Origin of the sequence: Vibrio sp. E14, from assembly GCF_020515785.1 — a bacterium.
Classification (GTDB): Bacteria; Pseudomonadota; Gammaproteobacteria; order Enterobacterales; family Vibrionaceae; genus Vibrio; species Vibrio diabolicus.
On record NZ_JAHPJI010000008.1, the window covers coordinates 40,435 to 60,950 of the forward strand.

The window sequence follows — 20,516 nt, forward strand, 5'->3', positions numbered from 1 at the left end:
CTTCCCTTTCAGTCTGCTAAGCTGTAAAAACCCAAGTCACTTCAAGATGATGCATTTACAGAACGCGAATGTACCATCTTGAGGTTGCTTGGGAGTCAATAACCATAAAACCAAATCGGCCAACTGCCTTTCATCAAACCATACGTATAACCCAAAAAGGTGAGTTGGTACTTTCCCTCAAAATAATGCAACACAAGGAGGCGTTATGATTACCCATATAAGCCCCGCTGGTAGCATGGACTTGCTATCTCAATTAGAAGTAGAGCGCTTAAAGAACACGGCCTCGAGTGAACTTTATCAACTGTACCGCAACTGCACGTTAGCGGTGTTGAACTCCGGCAGTCATACCGATAACTCGAAAGAGCTACTCGATAAACACCAGTCGTTTGATGTCAACGTAGTGCGCCGCGAGCGTGGTATTAAGCTTGAGCTGACTAACCCACCTGAGCACGCCTTTGTCGATGGCGAAATAATTAAAGGTATCCAAGAGCATCTGTTCTCCGTGTTACGCGATATCGTTTATGTCAACATGCACTTAGCAGACGCACAACGGCTAAACCTGACGAACCCAATTCACATCACTAACCTCGTGTTCGGTATTCTGCGTAATGCCAGAGCCCTCACACCAGGTATCGAGCCAAACCTCGTCGTGTGTTGGGGTGGTCACTCTATCAATGGCGTGGAATATCAATACACACGTGAAGTCGGTAACGAGCTTGGCTTGCGTGAACTTAATATCTGCACGGGTTGTGGCCCTGGTGCGATGGAAGGGCCAATGAAAGGTGCCGCTATCGGACATGCGAAGCAGCGTTATACTCAGCAACGTTATCTTGGTTTAACCGAGCCTTCGATTATTGCAGCCGAGCCACCAAACCCAATCGTGAATGAGCTGGTTATCATGCCAGACATCGAAAAGCGTTTGGAAGCCTTTGTACGTATGGCACATGGCATTGTGATTTTCCCTGGTGGTCCGGGTACTGCAGAAGAGTTGCTGTATATTCTTGGCATTATGATGCACCCAGACAACGCCGATCAACCAATGCCTATCGTGTTAACTGGACCAAAAGAGAGTGAAGAGTACTTCCGCTCTATCGACGAGTTTGTTCGCGATACACTTGGCGAAGAAGGTCAAAAGCATTACGAGATCGTCATTGACGATCCGGCAGAAGTGGCACGTATCATGAAGCGCTCCATGGACTCTGTACGCCTTCACCGAAAAGAAAAAGGCGATGCTTATAGCTTTAACTGGTCATTAAAAATCGAGCCTAACTTCCAGTTACCATTCGATCCAACTCATGAGTCGATGGAGCAATTGGATTTAAGCTTAGATCAAGAACCTCAAGTCTTAGCGGCCAACCTGCGTCAAGCTTTCTCCGGTATCGTGGCTGGTAACGTAAAAGCCGAAGGCATTCGAGAAATCGAACGTCGAGGCCCTTTCACCATTCACGGTGATCCTGTGCTAATGAAAAAGCTCGATAAGTTACTACAAGACTTTGTCGAACAACACCGAATGAAATTGCCTGGCGGTTCAGACTACGAACCGTGTTATCGTATCGCTCACCCAGAAATTGGTGGTCGATAGTCAGGCTAGCATTCGTTACACTAGGGGCATTACGCCCCTTTTTTATTGCTAAGTCATTATGTCTATTCATCTTGTTATTATTGATGCCCTAAACCTGATCCGACGTGTGCACTCTGCACAACCGGATCCAACCGACATAGCAAGAACCATCACCACGACACAAAGAACCCTCACTCGCATTCTGTCAGAAGCCAACCCGACACACATCATCGCGGTTTTCGATCACCATGAACAAGACAGAGGATGGCGAGCTGAGATTCTCCCAGACTATAAGCAAAATCGAAAACCAATGCCGGAACCGCTGATGCAAGGTCTAGATGCGATTCAGCAAGCATGGTGGGAACAAGGTATTGATTCATTGCTTTCTGAAGGCGATGAAGCGGACGACTTGGTTGCTACTCTCGCGACTAAAGTGGCCAGTCATGGTGAAAAAGTCACCATCGTTTCTACGGATAAAGGCTACTGTCAGCTGCTTTCTCCTACCCTACAGATCCGTGATTACTTCCAACATCGTTGGTTAGATGAACCGTTTATCGAAAAAGAGTTCGGCGTAAAACCGAGCCAACTGGCCGATTATTGGGGGTTAACGGGGATCAGCTCTAGCCAAGTGCCGGGGGTTCCGGGCATTGGACCAAAAGCGGCGAAAGAGATTCTTACTCAGTTTGAGAATATTGAAGCAGCCTACGCCAGTGAAGACCTCGCACCGAAATACCGTAAAAAATTAGACGAGCACATTGAGTCTGCACGCCTATGTAAACGCGTCGCGGCTTTAAAGTGCGACATTGAACTCGGCTTTAACTTACAGGACATTCGCTTTACAGGACCAAATAAAGCGGAATAGTGTCTGATGATGGTTTCAAACCATAAAGCTCTCAGACAATAAAAAAGCGCCATTTGAAGGCGCTTTTTTCTATTCTCGGGACTATCCCCAAATGACTCGGAGATAGAATTAGTACGGCGAAATGTTCGATAGACACTGGATATGAATCGTGATCTCTTCACGATCATGATACAAATGCTTAGCTTGTAGTCTGAACTTTACCTTATTATCAATCAGGAACTGCTTCAGGTTTTCAAGGTCTTGCAGCACCTCGTCATAGCGGCCTTTCATTGGCAGCTTAAGGTTAAAGATTGCCTCTTTCGCCCAACCTTTTAACAGCCACTGGCCCATAAGGTGAGCAACACGAGCTGGCTTTTCTACCATGTCACAAACAATCCATGTTACGTTCTTACGGTCTGGTTCGAATTTAAAACCATCCACCATATGATGCTTGATCTGGCCAGTTTCCATCAAGCTGTCTGCCATCATGCCGTTATCGACACAGTGAACGAACATCGAGCGCTTCACCAATTGGTACGTCCAACCGCCTGGGCATGCGCCTAAATCAACCCCCCACATTCCTGGTGCTAAACGCTCATCCCACTCTTCACGAGGAATAAAGACGTGAAATGCTTCTTCCAGTTTAAGCGTTGAACGACTTGGGGCGTCTGCTGGGAACTTAAGGCGAGGAATACCCATGAAGAACTGAGAGTTATTGTCAGTGTAAGAATAACCGACATAACAGTGGCCAGACTCCACAAAACAAATGTGCAGTACTGGCTTCTTCGCGTTGTCTTTGTTCAACATTAAACCTTTACCGCGCAACGCTTGACGCATTGGGACAGTAAATTTACGGCAGAATTTCAGTAGCTCTTTCGCTTCATTCGTATCCGGAGTTTCAATTCTCAAATCCCCACAGCGAGGAAACGCTTCAATGTCTGCTAGCTCATTCAAAATTGGGCTAATGCGGTCATCACTTGGCAGCGATTGAAACTCAGCCGCTACCGCAAACATTTGGCGAGCGAAGATTAACGACTTAAAGTCCAAACCTCTCGCAAGTTTGTCCGCATCTCCATCTTGGTAACACTCGAAGACAACATAACCTGAGTTTCTCTTCACACGAGGGAAGCCATACACTTCCAACTGTGTCGCTTTGTCCTGAATTTCACCAGCACACTCTTTCTCAAAGCCAGAACGGCAATAGAGCATTAGTTGTTTCACTTGGAGACCTCTTTGATATTGAACGCAGCAAAAAAGAACAGACACCAACCAATCATGAACAGCAATCCTCCCATTGGAGTAATCGGCCCAAACCACTTAATGCCTGTCAGCGCCAGTGCGTAAAGACTGCCGCTAAAACAAAAGATGCCGATGATAAAGCAAATCGCTGCAATGAAAAAATATTTTTGTGCTTTTTGTCCCAAATTCAATAGCAATAAAACCGCACAAAACACAATCGCCAGCGAGTGAATAAATTGGTACAACACTCCGGTCTCAAATACGCCAAGTAAATACGGAGCCAGCTGAGCTTTTAGCCCATGTGCAGCAAAGGCACCTAGAGCGACAGAAACCAGCCCAGACAGACCAGAAAATGAGAGTAACCACTTACTTTTCACGGTACACCTCTTTGATAAACGCCGCTAACTGCTCTACCGCGAGCTCGATGTTACCCGCCTCGGTATGGCCTGAGCTCTTGCGCGGTTTAAAGCTGTGGTCACCATCGGGTAAAAAACTCACCTTAACTTGCGATGAAAGGACAAAGTCATCGAATTCCTCACGCTTACCAAAGGTGTCTCGCTCCCCTTGTAGAATCAGCGTAGGTTTCTCGATATTCGCTAAGTGATCGCCTTTGAACTTTTCTGGCTTTCCCGGTGGGTGAAATGGAAACCCTAAACAGGCAATGCCCGCCACCAGCTCATTTTCAGCCAGTAAACTCGACATGCGGCCACCCATTGACTTACCACCAATGACAATAGGTTGAGAGGTAAAGTGAGCAATCACTTCTTCATAGGCTTCCAGCAGTTTTGGCGCACGATCTGGTGGACGCTTTTTCCCATCTTCCGCTCGCTTAATCATATACGGGAAGTTAAATCGCACCACGCGAATTCCTTGCTCAACTAATCCTTTGGCAACGGCGGCCATGAAATCATGTTCCATCCCCGCTCCAGCGCCATGGGCAAAGATAAATAGAGGACCGCTTTTAGGTCCCTCAACTATCCATTGGCTCATCTAGTACTTCCTCTTGCTCTTTTCTCGCGGTCGCTAACATCCAGTCTCTAAACGTTGCGATTCGGCCCATATCTGCCTGCTGTTCATGACACACCACGTAGAATGCATTCTTGGAGATCAACACCTCGTCGAATGGCGCGATGAGTCGTCCAGCTTCCATTTCTGGCTTGGCGAGTACGTTGTTACCAAGCGCAACCCCCTGACCATGCGCAGCAGCCTGTAGCACCATCGTCGAGTGACTGAAAATAGGACCGTGGTTTACATTGATACCTTCGATGTTGTAATGACGCGCAAACTGCTTCCAGTCTTTACGCGAAGTATCATGTAACAAAGTGTGTAATTTGAGGTCACTTAGAGATTCTAATGGTTTGTTGCCTAAAAGTAACGAAGGTGAACAAAGTGGGATCAGAAACTCTTGGTACAATTTATCCGCTCGCAAACCCGGCCAATTCCCACGGCCATAGTAGATAGCCACATCTACATCATCAGTCAGTGAACCTTCATCCATATCCACAGCTTTAATACGTACATCGATATCTGGCTCTTGAGCATTAAAATCGGCCAAACGAGGCACCAACCATTGGATAGCAAAACTCGGCGGTAGACTGATCGTCAATGCCCCTTTTTCACTACGTTCCAATACCTTATCTGTCGCCTCGGCAATCGAGGTGAAAATATCTTTGATGTCGAGAAAGTAACTTTGTCCTTCTTCTGTCAACAATAGCGAACGATTACGGCGACGAAAGAGCTTCAACGATAAGAACTCTTCGAGTGCTTTAATCTGGTGACTGACCGCGGCTTGAGTAACAAACAACTCTTCTGCCGCTCGCGTAAAACTGAGATGACGAGCAGCCGCTTCGAAGACTCGAAGCGAATTTAATGGAGGCAATCTGCGAGACATATGGGACCTCAAATAGGATTAGTTTTTTTAATCTGAAACATTATAAAATGTCCGTTGTCGAACAGCCAGATAAATTCTATATTTCACCCCGCAACACGAGCCTGAACGGCTTGATTTCTTTGGAAATCAATTGGCTTCGTTGTTGCGATGTTGTGTTTGCAAACTCGTATTTCGAGTTAGGTAGATTTCTACCATAATGTTTTGTCCACACTCCCTGTGACAAAACATATACTTCCTGTATTTATTTTTGACCTGTCTGTCAAATTTGTTACACCGCCTAAATTAGGCGGTGTTTTTTTATCTATCGAAAATCTCATCCGTATATCTGGCAGCAACATCACTTTATTACTCTTCTTTCGGATTAATTATCGTTATATCAACACAAAGTGTATGGCTTTGCGATAAGCCTCAACATTATGCTAAGTAATGATTAGCTGTAACGCGATCAAAAACAAAAAAGGCGCAAATTGATGTCTCAATTTGCGCCTTTTAACGTCTTTTTATCAGTCAACTATGGGCGGTAAACTTTTACGTTATTGAAGCCTTGCTCTTGCAAGTAAAGTGCTTGCAGACGGCTCATCACCCCACGGTCACAGTACAATAGATATGTCTTAGATTGGTCTAAATCACCAAACTGTGTACCCAACTTGTAGAATGGGATATGTTTCACATCCACACCTTCGATTTCGAGCGGGTTATCGTCTTCCTCTTCAGGACTACGAATATCTAGCACAACCGCGTGCTCTTCTACCGCTTCAACCTGCTCGACTTCTGGTGCTGCTTGCTCAGACTCTTTCGCGATATCACGAATGTCCATCATGCGTGCATCACGAACTACTTGCTCAAGAATGCTAAAGTCAAACTTCTCTTCTTCCGCTTCTAGCTTCGCTTTAATCGCTTTTACTGTCGGCTTCTTAGAAATAACACCACAATACTCTGGCATAGTCTTCGCAAAGTCTTCTGTGCCGATTTCGCGTGCTAGGTTAATGATGTCTTCTTTATCCCAGTTGATAAGTGGGCGCAGAATCAACGTGTCCGTTACGTTATCGATATGGCGGAGGTTAGTTAGCGTTTGGCTCGATACCTGACCGAGCGCTTCGCCAGTCACCAATGCTTCGATCTTCATCTTCTGAGCGATCATGCCTGCTGCACGCATGAACATACGCTTCAAGATAACCCCCATTTGGCCGTCATCGACTTTCTCTAGGATTTCCGCAACCACAGGTTCGAAATAAACTGAGATGAAACGTACTTTTGCTGAAGAGCCGTATTTGTTCCATAGGTAGTGAGAAACCTGCTTAACGCCGATTTCGTGCGCTGGACCACCTAAGTTAAAGAAGCAGTAATGTACTTTTGAGCCACGCTTGATGTGCAGATAGCTAGAAACACCAGAGTCAAAACCACCAGAGATCAAGCTCAACACGTCTTCTTGCGTGCCCAGTGGGAAGCCGCCTAGACCTTTATGACGAGCCAGCACTTGGTTTAGCTTATCGTTCGAGACTTCCACCTTGATCGTCACGTCTGGGTTTTGCAGCTTAACTCTTGCGCTCTCAATCGCTTGGTTTAAACCACCGCCGACATAACGCTCTAGTTCGATAGAGGTAAAGTCGTGCTTACCGCGACGCTTCGCACGTACAACAAAGGTTTTATTTTCGAGTGCAGAGCGATTTAGCTCCAGTACTTGTTCGAAGATATCGTGCAAGTCTTTAAATTCGGTCTGCTTCACTTCCAGTACGTGGTGAATGCCTGGTGTATGAGTCAAAACCTCAAGAACTTCAGCGTGGAATTCGTTACTCTCAGAGGTCACTTCAATGTGATCACGACGGTTGAATACCGCGACAGATTCCGTGCGGCTCTTAATGATGTTACGAATGTTGCACTCTAAAATCTTTGTGAAGCGCTTACGCACAGATTCACTTTTTACAAAAATTTCTGGATGGGGCTTTACAATAAATTTCATAGTCTAATTCGCAGGTTAGTTTCGCAATCAACAAAGAGTGACACTCAACTTCAATGCTTCATACGCAGTAAAACCGCGTTTCAGTCACAAAAAGTAGTCTGAGCTCACTTTTAAGGCGCAAGATTATACACCCAAGCGGATTGGAAAAACAAAAAAAGCGAGCAATCTGCTCGCTTTCTTATCCCTCTACTGACTTAAAACTAAAGTCTAGTTATTGAATTACAGGCACTTCTTCACTGTATAGTGGTTCGCCTTGCATGATGCTGATTTCAACCCGTCGGTTAAGCGCGCGATTTTCATCAGAATCATTCGGCAACAATGGTTCAGTATCTGCCATGCCTCGCACTCTCAAACGTTGATGAGAGAAGCCTCTCACCTTCTCCATCTCTTGTGCGACCGATACGGCGCGCTGAGAAGAGAGATCCCAGTTAGAACGATAAAGCTCTGAGTCCAACGGTCGGTTGTCCGTATGACCGGATACTCGCACAATGCCAGGCACGTCTTTTACTAACTCTGCAATTTGTCGAACTAAAGGGCGGAATTTAGGCTGCAAGAAGGCCGAACCTTCAGGGAATGCACCTTTTTCACGCATGCGTATGACAATCTGTTGGCCAAGATTTTCAACTTCAATGGCACCTTGTTCAATCTCTCGCTCTAAGGCTTTCTTGATGCTTTCCATCAAGGTTTCCATCTCTTGCGACATCTCTTCAGATTGCTGCTGTTGCATGTCCGCTTCTGCAGATTGATTGTTTTGCGTTGACGTTTCTGGCGACTGGCCCCCCGTTAACTTGCCTTCATCACGCTTTGTGCCACCAGCTCGGTCAGACTCCCCTTCATGAAATTCGAGCGTCTGCTGAGTGATGTCCATGGTTTGCTGCATGATGACATCAATCGGCGTTGGTTCCGGTCGGCCCGGTCGAAACTCTTGAGCAATGATGCTAGTACCTTTGGGAATGTCTTTCACTTCAAGTTGATTTTGTACACCGAAGGCAAATTTCATTGATCCCGCAATCTGTTTGAACTTCAGCACGTCCATCTCAGAAAACGAGAGCAGAAGAACAAAGAAACACATCAGTAGCGACATTAAGTCCGCGAATGTCCCCATCCATAACGGGAGACCGGGTGGCGGACAATCACATTTGTTATCTTCATCATCCATCACTACTCTCCAAGTTACTCGTCAATCTCAAGGGCACGTTTACCTTCGTTGAGGTAGTTCTTCAAGTAGCTATCAATCACTCGCGGGTTTTGACCATCTTGAATCGCTAATACACCATCCATGATCAAACGGCGGTTTAGCGTTTCTTGGTCACGGCGCAGAGAAAGCTTATCCGCAATAGGGAAAAACACCATGTTGGACAGGATCGCGCCATACAATGTGGTTAAGAGTGCAACCGCCATTGCTGGTCCAATCGCTTTTGGATCATCCATATTTGAAAGCATCGCGACTAAGCCAACCAAGGTACCAATCATCCCCATTGCAGGGGCAACGTCACCAAAGGCGCGAAATACGCCAGTACCTTGAGTATGTCGTTCATCCGTAAGCGCGATGTCTTTTTTTAAGGCCGCTCTTACCACGTCGGCATCATGGCCATCAACAAGCAAATCAATACCTTTTTGCATAAAAGTGTTATTAATTTCCATCTCTTCAAGAGCAAGAAAACCACCTTTACGTGCCGCATCGGCCATTTCCACAATTTTTGCGATCAAGTCTTCCGGTTCATCCGCTTTAAACATGAAGGCTTTGCCTGCGATCTTTGTTGCACCAAAGAACTGTCCCATTGTGAACTTCATCAGTACTACAAATATTGAGCCACCAACGACAATAAGGATCGACGTGACATCGACAAACATGCCGATGCTGCCACCAAGCACCATCGCCATAATGACGAATGCAAAACCACCAATCAAACCTAATAGGGTTGCTAAATCCACAAAGCACTCCTCACGCTATACTCAAATACTGCCATTGGGCGGATTATTACCTGTATCGACAACTCGCGCAGAATTTTTAGAAAAATCTTAGCTAATGGATCACAAATTAGACTTAACAACCTTAACCAAAATATGGGGTTTCAGCGCTTAGGCTCGTTTAACGCTAATTTTGTGACAATTATATAAGGTTAAATTTGACCAAGTTACTAGGCTAAGGTAACTTTCGTGCATCTTCTCCAAGGCTTGATTAAGGCAGAAAAAAGATGGCGGTCAAGAAACCAGAAAACATGACCTTCGAAGCAACCATTGAAGAGCTTGATAGCTTGGTTGATCAATTAGAAAATGGCGATCTTGCCCTAGATGATGCTCTACGTAAGTTTGAAAGAGGCATTGCCTTAGCTCGTGCCGGCCAAACTAAACTTAGCGACGCCGAACAGCGCGTAAGTATTCTTCTTAGCGAAGATGATGAAGCACCACTGAGTGACTTCAAACCAGATTCAGAATAACCATCAGTAGTGAGCAATGTGATGCAACAGACATTGACGTCTTTTCAACAAAGAAACAATCAGCAATTGAACTTGTGGCTCGATCAGCTTCCATATCAAGAGCAGCCATTGATTCAGGCAATGAAATACGGCCTTTTGCTAGGTGGAAAACGCGTTCGCCCTTTTCTTGTTTACATCACAGGTCAAATGCTCGGCTGTAAACCAGAAGACTTAGATACTCCTGCCGCTGCTATCGAATGTATACATGCCTACTCACTCATTCATGATGATCTGCCAGCCATGGACGATGATGAACTGCGTCGAGGTCAACCAACTTGTCATATTAAGTTTGATGAAGCAACCGCAATACTGACAGGTGATGCACTACAAACTCTCGCCTTCACCATTATTGCCGATGGTCAATTAAACCCGGCAGCCGAGACTCAACGCATCAACATGATCAAAGCGTTGGCGCATTCTTCTGGCGCTAACGGCATGTGTGTTGGACAAGCCTTAGATTTAGGCGCGGAAAATCGCCAAGTTTCTCTTGAAGAAATGGAAGAGATACACCGTAAAAAAACCGGAGCTCTGATTGATTGTGCGGTAAAATTAGGTGCATTAGCTGCTGGTGAGAAAGGTATCGAGGTTTTACCTCACTTGGAGCGCTACTCAAAAGCAATTGGTTTGGCGTTTCAGGTTCAAGACGATATTCTTGATATCATCAGTGACACAGAAACACTGGGTAAGCCTCAAGGTTCCGACCAAGGTCTGAATAAGAGCACTTATCCTTCCCTGCTGGGTTTAGAGGGAGCCATAGAGAAAGCTCACACTCTGTTACAGGAAGCACTTCAAGCATTGGAAGCTATCCCATACAATACTCAGTTACTCGAAGAGTTCGCCCGATATGTCATCGAGCGCAAAAATTAACACTATAAGCGCGCATTTATATGACTCTTGATATTTCAAAGTACCCAACACTGGCGTTAGCAAATACACCGGAAGAATTACGTCTTCTTCCGAAAGAAACATTACCAAATCTGTGTGATGAACTGCGAACGTATCTGCTAAATTCAGTGAGCCAATCTAGCGGACACTTAGCGTCTGGCTTAGGCACCGTAGAGCTAACTGTCGCTCTGCATTATGTTTACAACACCCCTATCGACAAATTGATCTGGGATGTTGGTCATCAGGCTTACCCGCATAAAATCCTCACCGGACGTCGCGATAAAATGCCAACAATTCGCCAAAAGGATGGTCTACACCCTTTCCCTTGGCGTGAAGAAAGTGAATATGACACCTTATCTGTCGGCCACTCTTCGACATCGATTAGTGCAGGTCTTGGCATGGCCATCAGCGCACAAAAAGAAGGTAAAGGTCGCAAAATCGTCAGTGTGATTGGTGATGGCGCAATTACAGCAGGCATGGCATTCGAAGCCATGAACCACGCTGGCGACGTTCATCCTGATATGTTGGTGATTTTGAACGACAACGAAATGTCGATTTCAGAAAACGTAGGCGCGCTGAATAACCACCTTGCTAAGGTACTTTCTGGCAGCTTGTACACTTCTATCCGTGAAGGCGGTAAGAAAGTGCTGTCTGGTGTTCCACCTATTAAAGAGTTGGTTCGCCGTACGGAAGAGCACCTCAAAGGCATGGTAGTGCCTGGTACTCTGTTCGAAGAGTTCGGCTTTAATTACATTGGCCCGATTGATGGGCACGACGTCAATGAACTCGTCAAAACGCTAAAAAACATGCGTGAGCTCAAAGGTCCTCAGTTCCTACACATCATGACCAAGAAAGGCAAAGGTTATGAGCCTGCCGAGAAAGATCCTATCGGCTACCATGGTGTTCCTAAATTCGATCCAACGCATAACTGTCTACCGAAAAGCAGTGGCGGTAAGCCAACTTACTCAAAGATCTTTGGTGACTTTTTATGTGACATGGCGGCCCAAGATCCTAAGCTAATGGCAATTACGCCAGCAATGCGCGAAGGCTCTGGTATGGTACGTTTCTCAAAAGAATATCCAGACCAATACTTTGACGTGGCGATTGCTGAGCAGCACGCTGTGACACTTGCAACAGGCATGGCAATTGCGGGCGATCATCCAATCGTTGCTATCTATTCGACTTTCTTGCAACGTGGTTATGACCAACTGATCCACGATATCGCGATCATGGATTTACCAGTAATGTTCGCTATCGACCGTGCAGGTCTCGTTGGTGCAGATGGCCAAACTCACCAAGGCGCATTCGATCTAAGCTTCATGCGCTGTATTCCGAACATGGTGATCATGGCGCCAAGTGACGAAAACGAATGTCGACAAATGCTTTACACTGGCCATAAACATACTGGCCCTAGTGCGGTTCGATACCCTCGCGGTAGCGGGATGGGCGTAGAAATCGAAACTGAGTTTACGGCTTTAGAAATCGGTAAAGGACGCATGGTTCGCCAAGGTGAAAAAGTTGCTATTCTGAACTTTGGTACTTTCTTGGGTAACGCGCTAGAAGCGGCAGAATACCTTAACGCCACTGTTGCTGATATGCGCTTTGTGAAGCCGCTCGATGAAGCATTAATTCGTCAATTAGCAGCAGATCATGACGTGCTCGTGACGTTAGAAGAAAATGTTATCGCAGGTGGTGCAGGTGCAGGTGTCGTTGAGTTTATGATGAAAGATAAAATCATTAAGCCAGTCTTAAACCTAGGCTTACCCGATGAGTTTATTCATCAAGGAACACAAGATGAACTGCATGAAGAGCTTGGTCTCGATGCAAAAGGGATTGAAAAATCCATCTTGGAGTATTTAGCAAAATAGAATGTAAAAAGGGATGCTCATAGCATCCCTTTTTTACGTTCAGCGTTTAGTTCATCCAGCCCGCATATTTTGCGACTAGAAACAGGGCAACACCAGCCATAATTCCCGCCACGATATCATCAACCATAATACCCAGCCCACCGTGAACTCGCTTATCTAGCCACCCAATTGGCCACGGTTTTACCATGTCGAAAAAACGGAACAAGATGAAACCAGTGAGCAACCACTTCCACTCAGTGAGAGGAATATTTAACGCAGGGACGATGCCCATCGTAATCCAAAAACCCGCAAATTCATCCCATACGATTGAACCATGATCATGTACTTTCATGTCTGCTGACGTCACTTGGCAGATTTGAATACCGATCACACACGAAATCAGAACAACAATGACGTACGCCGAAAATGGCAATTGCGCCAACAACAAAAAAAAGGGCACGGCCGCCAGTGTCCCCATTGTTCCTGGGATAAACGGGGATAATCCACTGCCAAAACCCGTCGCCAATAGATGCCACGGGTTCTTTAATGAAATCAGAGAAAGAGGGTTGGTCATATCCTTAAACCTATACTGCTAGTTTGGTTTCAATCGTCACGCCTGCGAGTTGCTCAATGGTAACAGGCTCTTGGCTAGAGCTTAGCTCAGATCATTTAAAGTGGTCGAAGCCACTTAAGTCCCAATCAAGTGGTTGATTGTTATCATGCAGCTCGAAGGTTCCATTTGGTCGGATTTGACCAATACATGTGACCTTACAGCCAGTATGAGATAAAGCGCTTTGTAACGAGCCTCGATTTTGCTCCGGCACGGTAAAACACAATTCGTACTCTTCGCCACTTGCTAAAGCATACTGCTGCGCGCTGATCTTATCATCTAAAAACTGGACTAATTCTGAAGAGATCGGTAGCTGAGAGACATCAATACTCACCCCAACCTGAGATCGCTGTAAAATGTGCTTAATATCAGAGATTAAACCATCTGAAATATCTATCGCCGAAGAGGCTAAGCCAATCAGAGCTTGTCCAGCAAGCACACGCGGAGAACTGAGGTAATGAGCTCGCTCTAGTGCTTCCGCACCTGCCCTGCTGCGTAGAGAACCATCTAGAATCACATCCAAGCCAGCTTTGGCATCGCCAAGGTTCCCTGTTACGTACACCCAGTCCCCTGGCTTTGCTCCGGAACGTGTGAGTGCTTTACCTTCAGGCACAAAACCTTGCACCGTCAGCGTTAAGCACAAAGGTCCTTTGGTTGTGTCACCGCCAATTAACTGAATACCATAGTAATCAGCCAGTTCAAAAAATGCATCACAGAAAGGTGCAAGCCATTCTTCATCTGGCTCAGGCATCGTTAATGCGAAGCTCACCCACGCAGGCGTTGCGCCCATCGCAGCCAAATCACTGATGTTAGAAGCCAATGCTTTGTGTGCGACCCATGCTGGGTTCGCGTCGGCTAAGAAATGCGTTCCAGCTACCAATGTATCCGTGCTAATCGCAATCTGAACATTAGCTGGCGCTTTGACCAAAGCGCAATCATCACCAGCGGCTAGATGGACATCTTTACGTTGGCTCTGACGACCGACGAAATACTTGTCTATCAGATTAAATTCACCAGACATAATTCACTTACTTTTTGATGTAAAAGCTTTTGATACAAAAAAGGTCAGCATGTGCTGACCTTTTCATTGAAGAAATCGTTATTTCTTACGAATGTGAGGTGCTGCTTTATCAAGTACACCATTCACAAACTTGTGGCTATCTTCTGCTGCGAAAACTTTTGCAAGTTCAATCGCTTCATTGATAACAACTTTGTAAGGAACATCTTCGCGACGAGTCATCTCGTACATAGCAAGGCGAAGAAGAGCAAGTTCCATCATATCTAAATCCTGCATAGGACGAGAGATGTATGGACGAATTTTGCTATCTAGCTCAGCGTGGCTAAGTACAACACCGCTTAATAGTTCACGGAAGTAAGCTACGTCTGTCTCTGGAGCAGCAAGCGCTGGCTCAGATGCATGAAGTTCTTCTTCATCGTATTTGTCGCCAGACAAAAACTGTTCTTCAATCTTGGCAACATTCTCTTTAGTAATTTGCCATGAGTAGATCGCCTGTAGAGCGAATTGACGTGCGTTACGACGTGCGGCTGGTTTCACACTGGCCCCCATTAGGAATCAATTTCAGATAGTACATTAATCATTTCAAGTGCGCTTAGTGCAGCCTCTGCACCTTTATTACCAGCCTTGGTTCCTGCGCGTTCAATCGCTTGATCGATCGTATCAACAGTCAAAACACCAAATGCTACTGGAATGCTGAATTCCATAGACACTTGTGCTAGACCTTTGTTCATTTCACTACAAACATAGTCAAAGTGAGGCGTTCCACCGCGAATAACAGACCCTAGAGAAACAATAGCGTCGAATTTGCCAGTTTTAGCAACACGCTGAGCTACTAGAGGTAGTTCTACGGCACCTGGACAACGCACAACCGTGATGTTGTCTTCGCTTACTTGTCCGTGACGCTTTAGTGTATCGATCGCACCAGAAAGTAGGCTTTCGTTAATAAAACTGTTGAAACGAGAAATAACGATAGCAATTTTTGCATTTGGCGCTGGGAAGCCACCCTCGATCACTTTCATAAGCTTTCCTTTAACTCTATTTATAAGTGAAATATGTTCATCAAGTGAGAATCGCCGGATTCTAGCACAAATTTGTGAGCAATATCTAATGGAAATTGGAGGCAAATCACCGGTTCCTAGCCATTGACGAGTTAAGCACGTCAAAGACTAGGAACTTATTGTTCGGTTGTTACTCGCAGACGTACTCAACAACGTTCAGACCAAAACCACCTAACGCGTGGTACTTTTTGTTGGTCGATGACAAAAGGCGCATATCATGTACACCGAGATCCGCAAGAATCTGTGACCCCACACCAACACGGCGAGACGTGCCTTGTTTCTTAGCAAGCGTTGGTGCTTCACCTTTGTCTTGCGCTTCAAACATCTTCACACGATGAATAAGTAGATCGGTCGATTCTTCATGGCCAAGAACAACCAGCACACCGCCCTCTTCGCCAATGCGTTTCATGGCCTTATCTAGTGTCCAGCTGCGCTCTGCATTACGATCGCTACGTAGTAAGTCGGTAAAAACGTCTTGAAGATGTACGCGAACCAGTGGCGCTTTTTCTTTCAAATCGCCCTTGCACATTGCGTAGTGCACTTGGTTATCAATGGTGTCTTTGTACGTGACTAACGTGAACTCACCAAACTCTGTCGGTAACTTGCACTCAGCCACACGTTCAATCGTTGTCTCAGTGTTATTGCGGTACTCAATTAGGTCGGCAATAGTGCCCAATTTAATACCGTGCTTCTCTGCAAAGATCTCTAGATCTGGGCGACGAGCCATGGTGCCGTCGTCATTTAAGATCTCAACAATCACCGATGCTGGCTCTAAACCAGCAAGACGAGCCAAATCACAGCCAGCTTCAGTGTGACCTGCGCGAGTCAGTACACCGCCGTCTTGAGCTGCGAGAGGGAAGATGTGACCAGGCTGCACCAAATCCGCAGCTTTAGCGTTTGGCGCGACTGCTGCTTGAACGGTACGTGCGCGATCCGCGGCTGAAATACCCGTCGTTACCCCTTCTGCCGCCTCAATAGAAACGGTAAAGTTGGTTGTGTATTGCGCATTATTGTCTTGCACCATTGGTGGCAGACCTAGGCTTTCGCAACGATCTTTGGTCATGGTTAAACAAATCAGGCCACGGCCATAGGTTGCCATAAAGTTGATGGCTTCCGGCGTAATATGCTCGGCAGCCATGATCAAGTCACCTTCATTCTCGCGGTCTTCATCATCCATTAGGATGACCATTTTGCCTGCGCGAATATCATCAATAATTTCTTGTGGCGTACTGATTGGCATAGTCTGTTATCCCGTTATTCTAAATTTGTTATTGCGACAGCAATGAAAAATCACGTTGCAGTGAATGCTAGTTAGGTCAATAGTTTGAGCTTTGCATTAAGCAAGTCAATGAATCTCGCGGTGTTCTGTGAGTCTGCTCTTTATCGCATGCCTCACGCAGCCACTCCCAAGACTTATGCAAAACCGTTTTGCTGTAAAAAGTCCATCGTGATACGAGACTCGGCCTTATCTTCTTGTTGTCCTTGCAGTAAACGCTCCATATAACGCGCAAGTACATCAACTTCTAAGTTGACTTTGCGCCCCACTTGAAACTGGTCAATCGTAGTTTCTTCACTCGTATGAGGAACGATCGTCAGCTTAAAAGCATTTTTACGTAAGTCGTTGACGGTTAGGCTAATACCATCAACAGTAATCGAGCCTTTCTCTGCAACGTACTTGCTAATTTCCGCAGGCATTGCAACCCAAAACTCTATCGCACGGCCAACTGAATTGCGTTCGACAATTTCACCAACCCCATCGACATGGCCAGAAACGATATGTCCACCCAATCTCGTTGTTGGCAACATGGCTTTTTCTAGATTCACCTTATCGCCTACTTGGTATTCAGCAAACCCAGTTTTCTTCAAGGTTTCTAATGACAGATCAGCACTGTAATAGTGGCTTCCGAAGTCAACTACCGTTAAGCAAACACCATTGGTCGCAATGCTATCGCCTAACTTAACGTCTGACATATCAAGCGTACCCGTTTCAACCGTGACGGTGATGTCTTCGCCCTTCGGCGTAATCGCAGCTAACTTGCCAACTGCTTCTACTATTCCTGTAAACATACTATTTCTTATCTAATTTCATTACGTTTTATGGTGGCGGTGATGCGAATGTCTACCCCAACCATACGAACGTCTGTAATGTTTAAATCTATAACGTCAGCCATAGCGCTTAACCCTAAAGCACCGATAAGCCCCCGACCATCGCTGCCCATAAGTTTTGGCGCAAGGTAAACAATGAGCTCATCTACAAGATTAGCCTTTATCATCGCGCTGGCTAGCGTTGCTCCAGCTTCAACCCATAAGTGATTGATGTGGTGCTCATCCGAGATACGTTTTAATGTCGTTGATAAGTCAATTTGGTCAGCTCTGTCCAATAGAGGGATACATTCTCCATCTGGGCTAACAATAACTCGCTCTCCATCGGTGTGGAACAGCTTGAGCGCATCCGTTAAATGGTTCTGACGGTCTAAGATTACACGTACTGGTTGACGAAGTTCTTCTCGTAAATACTGCGCTTGAACACTGGTAGGTAAGTCATCCCAACGCACATTGAGTGAAGCATTATCATCAATCACCGTTTTGCTGGTAGAGAGAATGCCACCACTCATCGCTCGATAACGCTGCACATCTTGGCGGGCCGCTGGGGAGGTGATCCATTGGCTCTGCCCATTGCTGAGTGCGCTTTGCCCATCCAAACTGGCTGCCATTTTTAATTGAACAAACGGCATACCTGTACGCATGTACTTTATAAAACCAGGGTTAAGGGCAAGGGCATCTTGCTCTAACAAGCCGATTTGTACTTCAATTCCGGCATCACGCAACATCTGGATGCCCCGCCCCGCAACTTTAGGGTTTGGGTCTACCATTGCGCAAACCACACGTGCCACTTTGGCTTTGATTAGCCCTTCAGCACATGGCGGTGTACGGCCGTAATGAGAGCAAGGTTCGAGCGTCACATAAGCGGTTGCACCAACTGCTTTTTCACCCGCCATGCGCATCGCGTGCACTTCGGCATGCGGCTCACCAGCGCGGTGGTGATAGCCCTCACCAACAATTTCTTCATCACGAACGATGACGCACCCCACATTTGGATTTGGGGCGGTGGTATAAATGCCACGTCTCGCTAACTTAATAGCTCGTGACATCATGGCGAAATCTAAATCAGAAAACGCTCTTTCAGGAGTGTGTTGAGTCATGAGCTACTCAGTCTTCTAGGCGGGCAATCTCTTCGCCAAACTCGCGAATGTCTTCAAAGCTGCGGTAAACTGAGGCGAAACGGATATAAGCGACCTTGTCGAGCTCTTTGAGTTGGTCCATGACTAAATTACCAATCATTTCACTCGGAACCTCTCGTTCACCCGTCGCACGCAGTTGTGATTTGATCATGCTGATCGCTAACTCTATAGAATCAGCACTCACTGGGCGTTTCTCTAATGCGCGCTGAATACCGCCAACCATTTTATCTTCATCAAATGGTTCACGGTTGCCATTCGATTTGATCACTTTAGGCATCACTAACTCTGCGCTTTCAAACGTAGTAAAACGCTCGCTACACGCCAAGCACTGACGGCGACGTCGAACTTGATGGCCATCAGCCACTAATCGGGAATCAATAACTTTGGTATCGTTCTCGGAACAAAAAGGACAATGCATATCACCTCCATATCTATACCAAAATAACCTCATGAGCAATCACGAATAACCACACGTTCATGGTTATACGGACTCTATTAAAGCTATTTGGGTATAACGCTTTCAAACCGAAATAAAAGCTCATGTAGTGTAGCGGAATTGGTATGTTAGACAAAACAAAAAGGGGCGCAAAGGCCCCTTTTTCACTCAAGATCTCGTCGAATGTGTTAACTGCGTGCTAAGTAGTTCGCTTTACCAACCCACTTGTAGCTAGTTAGCTCTTCTAAGCCCATCGGACCGCGTGCATGTAGCTTTTGCGTGGATACTGCGACTTCTGCGCCAAGGCCAAATTGCGCACCGTCTGTAAAGCGCGTTGAAGCATTCACATAAACCGCCGCCGAACCGGCAGAATTGATGAACAGTTCTGAGTTTTCCAAACTATTGGTCATGATCGCATCTGAGTGGCTCGCGTTATGAACACGCATATGATCAATTGCATCTTTCACATCAGACACGACTTTTACACCAAGGGTGTAGCTCAACCATTCCGTATCAAAGTCACCTTCAACAGCATCGCGAACTTGTTTCGCTTGCTCCATGAGTTCTTTTGCTTTTGGCTCTGCCACGAACGTCACTTTTTCGTCCATACGCTCAACGATCATTGGCAGAAACTGTGCTGCAATTTTTTCATGCACGAGCAGCGTATCTAGTGAGTTACACGCAGATGGACGTTGAACTTTAGAGTTCTCAACCACATTCAGGGACTTCTCTAGATCAGCGGATTCGTCGACAAAGATATGGCTGATACCAAAGCCGCCAATAATCACCGGAATCGTGCTGTTTTCTTTACACATTTTGTGTAGGCCAGCACCACCGCGTGGAATGATCATGTCGACGTAATCGTCCAGTTTAAGCAGTTGAGAGACTAGCTCACGATCTGGCTTTTCAATGTACTGAACCGAAGCGGCAGGAAGGTTCGCCTTTGCTAGCGCAGACTGAATAACCTTCACTAATTCCATATTCGAGAAAAATGTCTCTTTGCCGCCACGCAAAATGCTTGCGTTGCCGGTTTTCAAGCACAGCGCCGCAATATCAATAGTCACGTTAGGACGCGCTTCATAAATTACGCCCACAACACCCAGTGGTACGCGGCGACGAGACAATGACATCCCATTTTCCAGTACCTTACTGTCGATTTCGCTGCCTACAGGATCGTTCAAGCTAATAACGTTGCGAACATCATTAGCAATTGCAGTCAATCGTTCTTCATTCAGCAAAAGGCGATCAAGCAGTGCATCGGTTAAACCCGCTTCACGGCCAAGTTCGATGTCTTTAGCGTTTGCCGCCAAAATAGCAGCGGAGTTTGCTTCCAGCTCATCAGCGATGATCGCTAAAGCTTGGCTCTTTTGCGCAGTTGACGCTGTCGCTAATTCGAAAGCTGCATCTTTCGCAGCTTTACCCATATTCGTTAAATCCACTTTGCTTCC

The 20,516-nt window shown here is 46.1% G+C and carries 21 protein-coding genes; 5 read left to right on the top strand and 16 right to left on the bottom strand.

The features are described from left to right. Window positions 1-205 precede the first annotated feature (205 nt). Together ppnN and xni are read left to right on the top strand one after the other, a co-directional pair. The gene (gene ppnN, locus LIX84_RS18815) at window positions 206-1,582 is read left to right on the top strand and encodes a nucleotide 5'-monophosphate nucleosidase PpnN (RefSeq protein ID WP_005391372.1); all 1,377 of its coding nucleotides are present in this window, start codon (window positions 206-208) and stop codon (window positions 1,580-1,582) included. A 58-nt stretch (window positions 1,583-1,640) separates the two neighbouring features. Further along, complete coding sequence (xni, locus tag LIX84_RS18820; protein WP_005391374.1) at window positions 1,641-2,423, top strand: flap endonuclease Xni; 783 nt, start codon at window positions 1,641-1,643, stop codon at window positions 2,421-2,423. 108 nt (window positions 2,424-2,531) lie between these two features. Here xni and rlmM read toward each other — a convergent pair whose 3' ends face one another. The 7 genes from rlmM to pomA form a co-directional block, all read right to left on the bottom strand. After that, on the bottom strand, window positions 2,532-3,623 hold the full coding sequence (gene rlmM, locus LIX84_RS18825) for a 23S rRNA (cytidine(2498)-2'-O)-methyltransferase RlmM (RefSeq protein ID WP_226421959.1): 1,092 nt from the start codon (window positions 3,621-3,623) through the stop codon (window positions 2,532-2,534). Next, entirely contained in the window at window positions 3,620-4,018 is a 399-nt protein-coding gene (locus LIX84_RS18830) for a DUF423 domain-containing protein (RefSeq protein ID WP_226421960.1), read from the bottom strand. The genes rlmM and LIX84_RS18830 overlap by 4 nt, the downstream gene beginning before the upstream one ends. After that, window positions 4,008-4,631, bottom strand: coding sequence for an alpha/beta fold hydrolase (locus LIX84_RS18835; protein WP_226421961.1), 624 nt, complete (start codon window positions 4,629-4,631; stop codon window positions 4,008-4,010). The genes LIX84_RS18830 and LIX84_RS18835 overlap by 11 nt, the downstream gene beginning before the upstream one ends. Further along, window positions 4,612-5,532, bottom strand: coding sequence for a transcriptional regulator GcvA (locus LIX84_RS18840; RefSeq protein WP_005391378.1), 921 nt, complete (start codon window positions 5,530-5,532; stop codon window positions 4,612-4,614). The genes LIX84_RS18835 and LIX84_RS18840 overlap by 20 nt, the downstream gene beginning before the upstream one ends. Before the next feature lie 511 nt (window positions 5,533-6,043). Beyond that, entirely contained in the window at window positions 6,044-7,492 is a 1,449-nt protein-coding gene (thiI, locus tag LIX84_RS18845; RefSeq protein ID WP_226421962.1) for a tRNA uracil 4-sulfurtransferase ThiI, read from the bottom strand. A gap of 211 nt (window positions 7,493-7,703) precedes the next feature. Beyond that, the gene (locus LIX84_RS18850) at window positions 7,704-8,651 is read right to left on the bottom strand and encodes a flagellar motor protein MotB (protein ID WP_006741833.1); all 948 of its coding nucleotides are present in this window, start codon (window positions 8,649-8,651) and stop codon (window positions 7,704-7,706) included. A gap of 14 nt (window positions 8,652-8,665) precedes the next feature. After that, on the bottom strand, window positions 8,666-9,427 hold the full coding sequence (gene pomA / locus LIX84_RS18855) for a flagellar motor protein PomA (RefSeq protein WP_005381564.1): 762 nt from the start codon (window positions 9,425-9,427) through the stop codon (window positions 8,666-8,668). Window positions 9,428-9,690: 263 nt separating this feature from the next. On the opposite strand from pomA, the gene xseB reads away from it, so the two are divergent. Genes xseB through dxs form a run of 3 tightly spaced genes read left to right on the top strand, consistent with a single transcriptional unit; the run spans window position 9,691 to window position 12,725 of the window. Continuing rightward, a complete protein-coding gene (xseB, locus tag LIX84_RS18860; protein ID WP_005381566.1) occupies window positions 9,691-9,933 on the top strand; it encodes an exodeoxyribonuclease VII small subunit in 243 nt (80 codons plus the stop codon). Window positions 9,934-9,954: 21 nt separating this feature from the next. Further along, complete coding sequence (ispA, locus tag LIX84_RS18865; RefSeq protein ID WP_005391389.1) at window positions 9,955-10,839, top strand: (2E,6E)-farnesyl diphosphate synthase; 885 nt, start codon at window positions 9,955-9,957, stop codon at window positions 10,837-10,839. Between the two features lie 20 nt (window positions 10,840-10,859). Continuing rightward, on the top strand, window positions 10,860-12,725 hold the full coding sequence (dxs, locus tag LIX84_RS18870; RefSeq protein WP_226421963.1) for a 1-deoxy-D-xylulose-5-phosphate synthase: 1,866 nt from the start codon (window positions 10,860-10,862) through the stop codon (window positions 12,723-12,725). Window positions 12,726-12,771: 46 nt separating this feature from the next. Here dxs and pgpA read toward each other — a convergent pair whose 3' ends face one another. From pgpA to LIX84_RS18915, 9 genes are all read right to left on the bottom strand, one after another. Further along, window positions 12,772-13,278: a phosphatidylglycerophosphatase A gene (gene pgpA, locus LIX84_RS18875; protein WP_104974415.1), complete on the bottom strand. Its 507-nt coding sequence runs from the start codon at window positions 13,276-13,278 to the stop codon at window positions 12,772-12,774. Between the two features lie 91 nt (window positions 13,279-13,369). After that, window positions 13,370-14,335: a thiamine-phosphate kinase gene (gene thiL, locus LIX84_RS18880; protein WP_193447840.1), complete on the bottom strand. Its 966-nt coding sequence runs from the start codon at window positions 14,333-14,335 to the stop codon at window positions 13,370-13,372. A 78-nt stretch (window positions 14,336-14,413) separates the two neighbouring features. Further along, window positions 14,414-14,881: a transcription antitermination factor NusB gene (gene nusB / locus LIX84_RS18885; protein ID WP_005381571.1), complete on the bottom strand. Its 468-nt coding sequence runs from the start codon at window positions 14,879-14,881 to the stop codon at window positions 14,414-14,416. Next, window positions 14,881-15,351 (bottom strand): 6,7-dimethyl-8-ribityllumazine synthase, encoded by a 471-nt coding sequence (ribH, locus tag LIX84_RS18890; RefSeq protein ID WP_005381572.1) that lies wholly within the window; start codon window positions 15,349-15,351, stop codon window positions 14,881-14,883. The genes nusB and ribH overlap by 1 nt, the downstream gene beginning before the upstream one ends. 169 nt (window positions 15,352-15,520) lie before the next feature. Next, on the bottom strand, window positions 15,521-16,630 hold the full coding sequence (gene ribBA / locus LIX84_RS18895; RefSeq protein WP_005381573.1) for a bifunctional 3,4-dihydroxy-2-butanone-4-phosphate synthase/GTP cyclohydrolase II: 1,110 nt from the start codon (window positions 16,628-16,630) through the stop codon (window positions 15,521-15,523). Between the two features lie 173 nt (window positions 16,631-16,803). Then, window positions 16,804-17,457: a riboflavin synthase gene (locus tag LIX84_RS18900; protein WP_005381574.1), complete on the bottom strand. Its 654-nt coding sequence runs from the start codon at window positions 17,455-17,457 to the stop codon at window positions 16,804-16,806. 8 nt (window positions 17,458-17,465) lie between these two features. Then, window positions 17,466-18,593, bottom strand: coding sequence for a bifunctional diaminohydroxyphosphoribosylaminopyrimidine deaminase/5-amino-6-(5-phosphoribosylamino)uracil reductase RibD (gene ribD / locus LIX84_RS18905; protein WP_170903088.1), 1,128 nt, complete (start codon window positions 18,591-18,593; stop codon window positions 17,466-17,468). A 7-nt stretch (window positions 18,594-18,600) separates the two neighbouring features. After that, window positions 18,601-19,050: a transcriptional regulator NrdR gene (nrdR, locus tag LIX84_RS18910; RefSeq protein ID WP_005381578.1), complete on the bottom strand. Its 450-nt coding sequence runs from the start codon at window positions 19,048-19,050 to the stop codon at window positions 18,601-18,603. 206 nt (window positions 19,051-19,256) lie between these two features. Next, a complete protein-coding gene (locus LIX84_RS18915) occupies window positions 19,257-20,507 on the bottom strand; it encodes a glutamate-5-semialdehyde dehydrogenase (protein WP_226421964.1) in 1,251 nt (416 codons plus the stop codon). Between the last annotated feature and the right edge of the window lie 9 nt (window positions 20,508-20,516).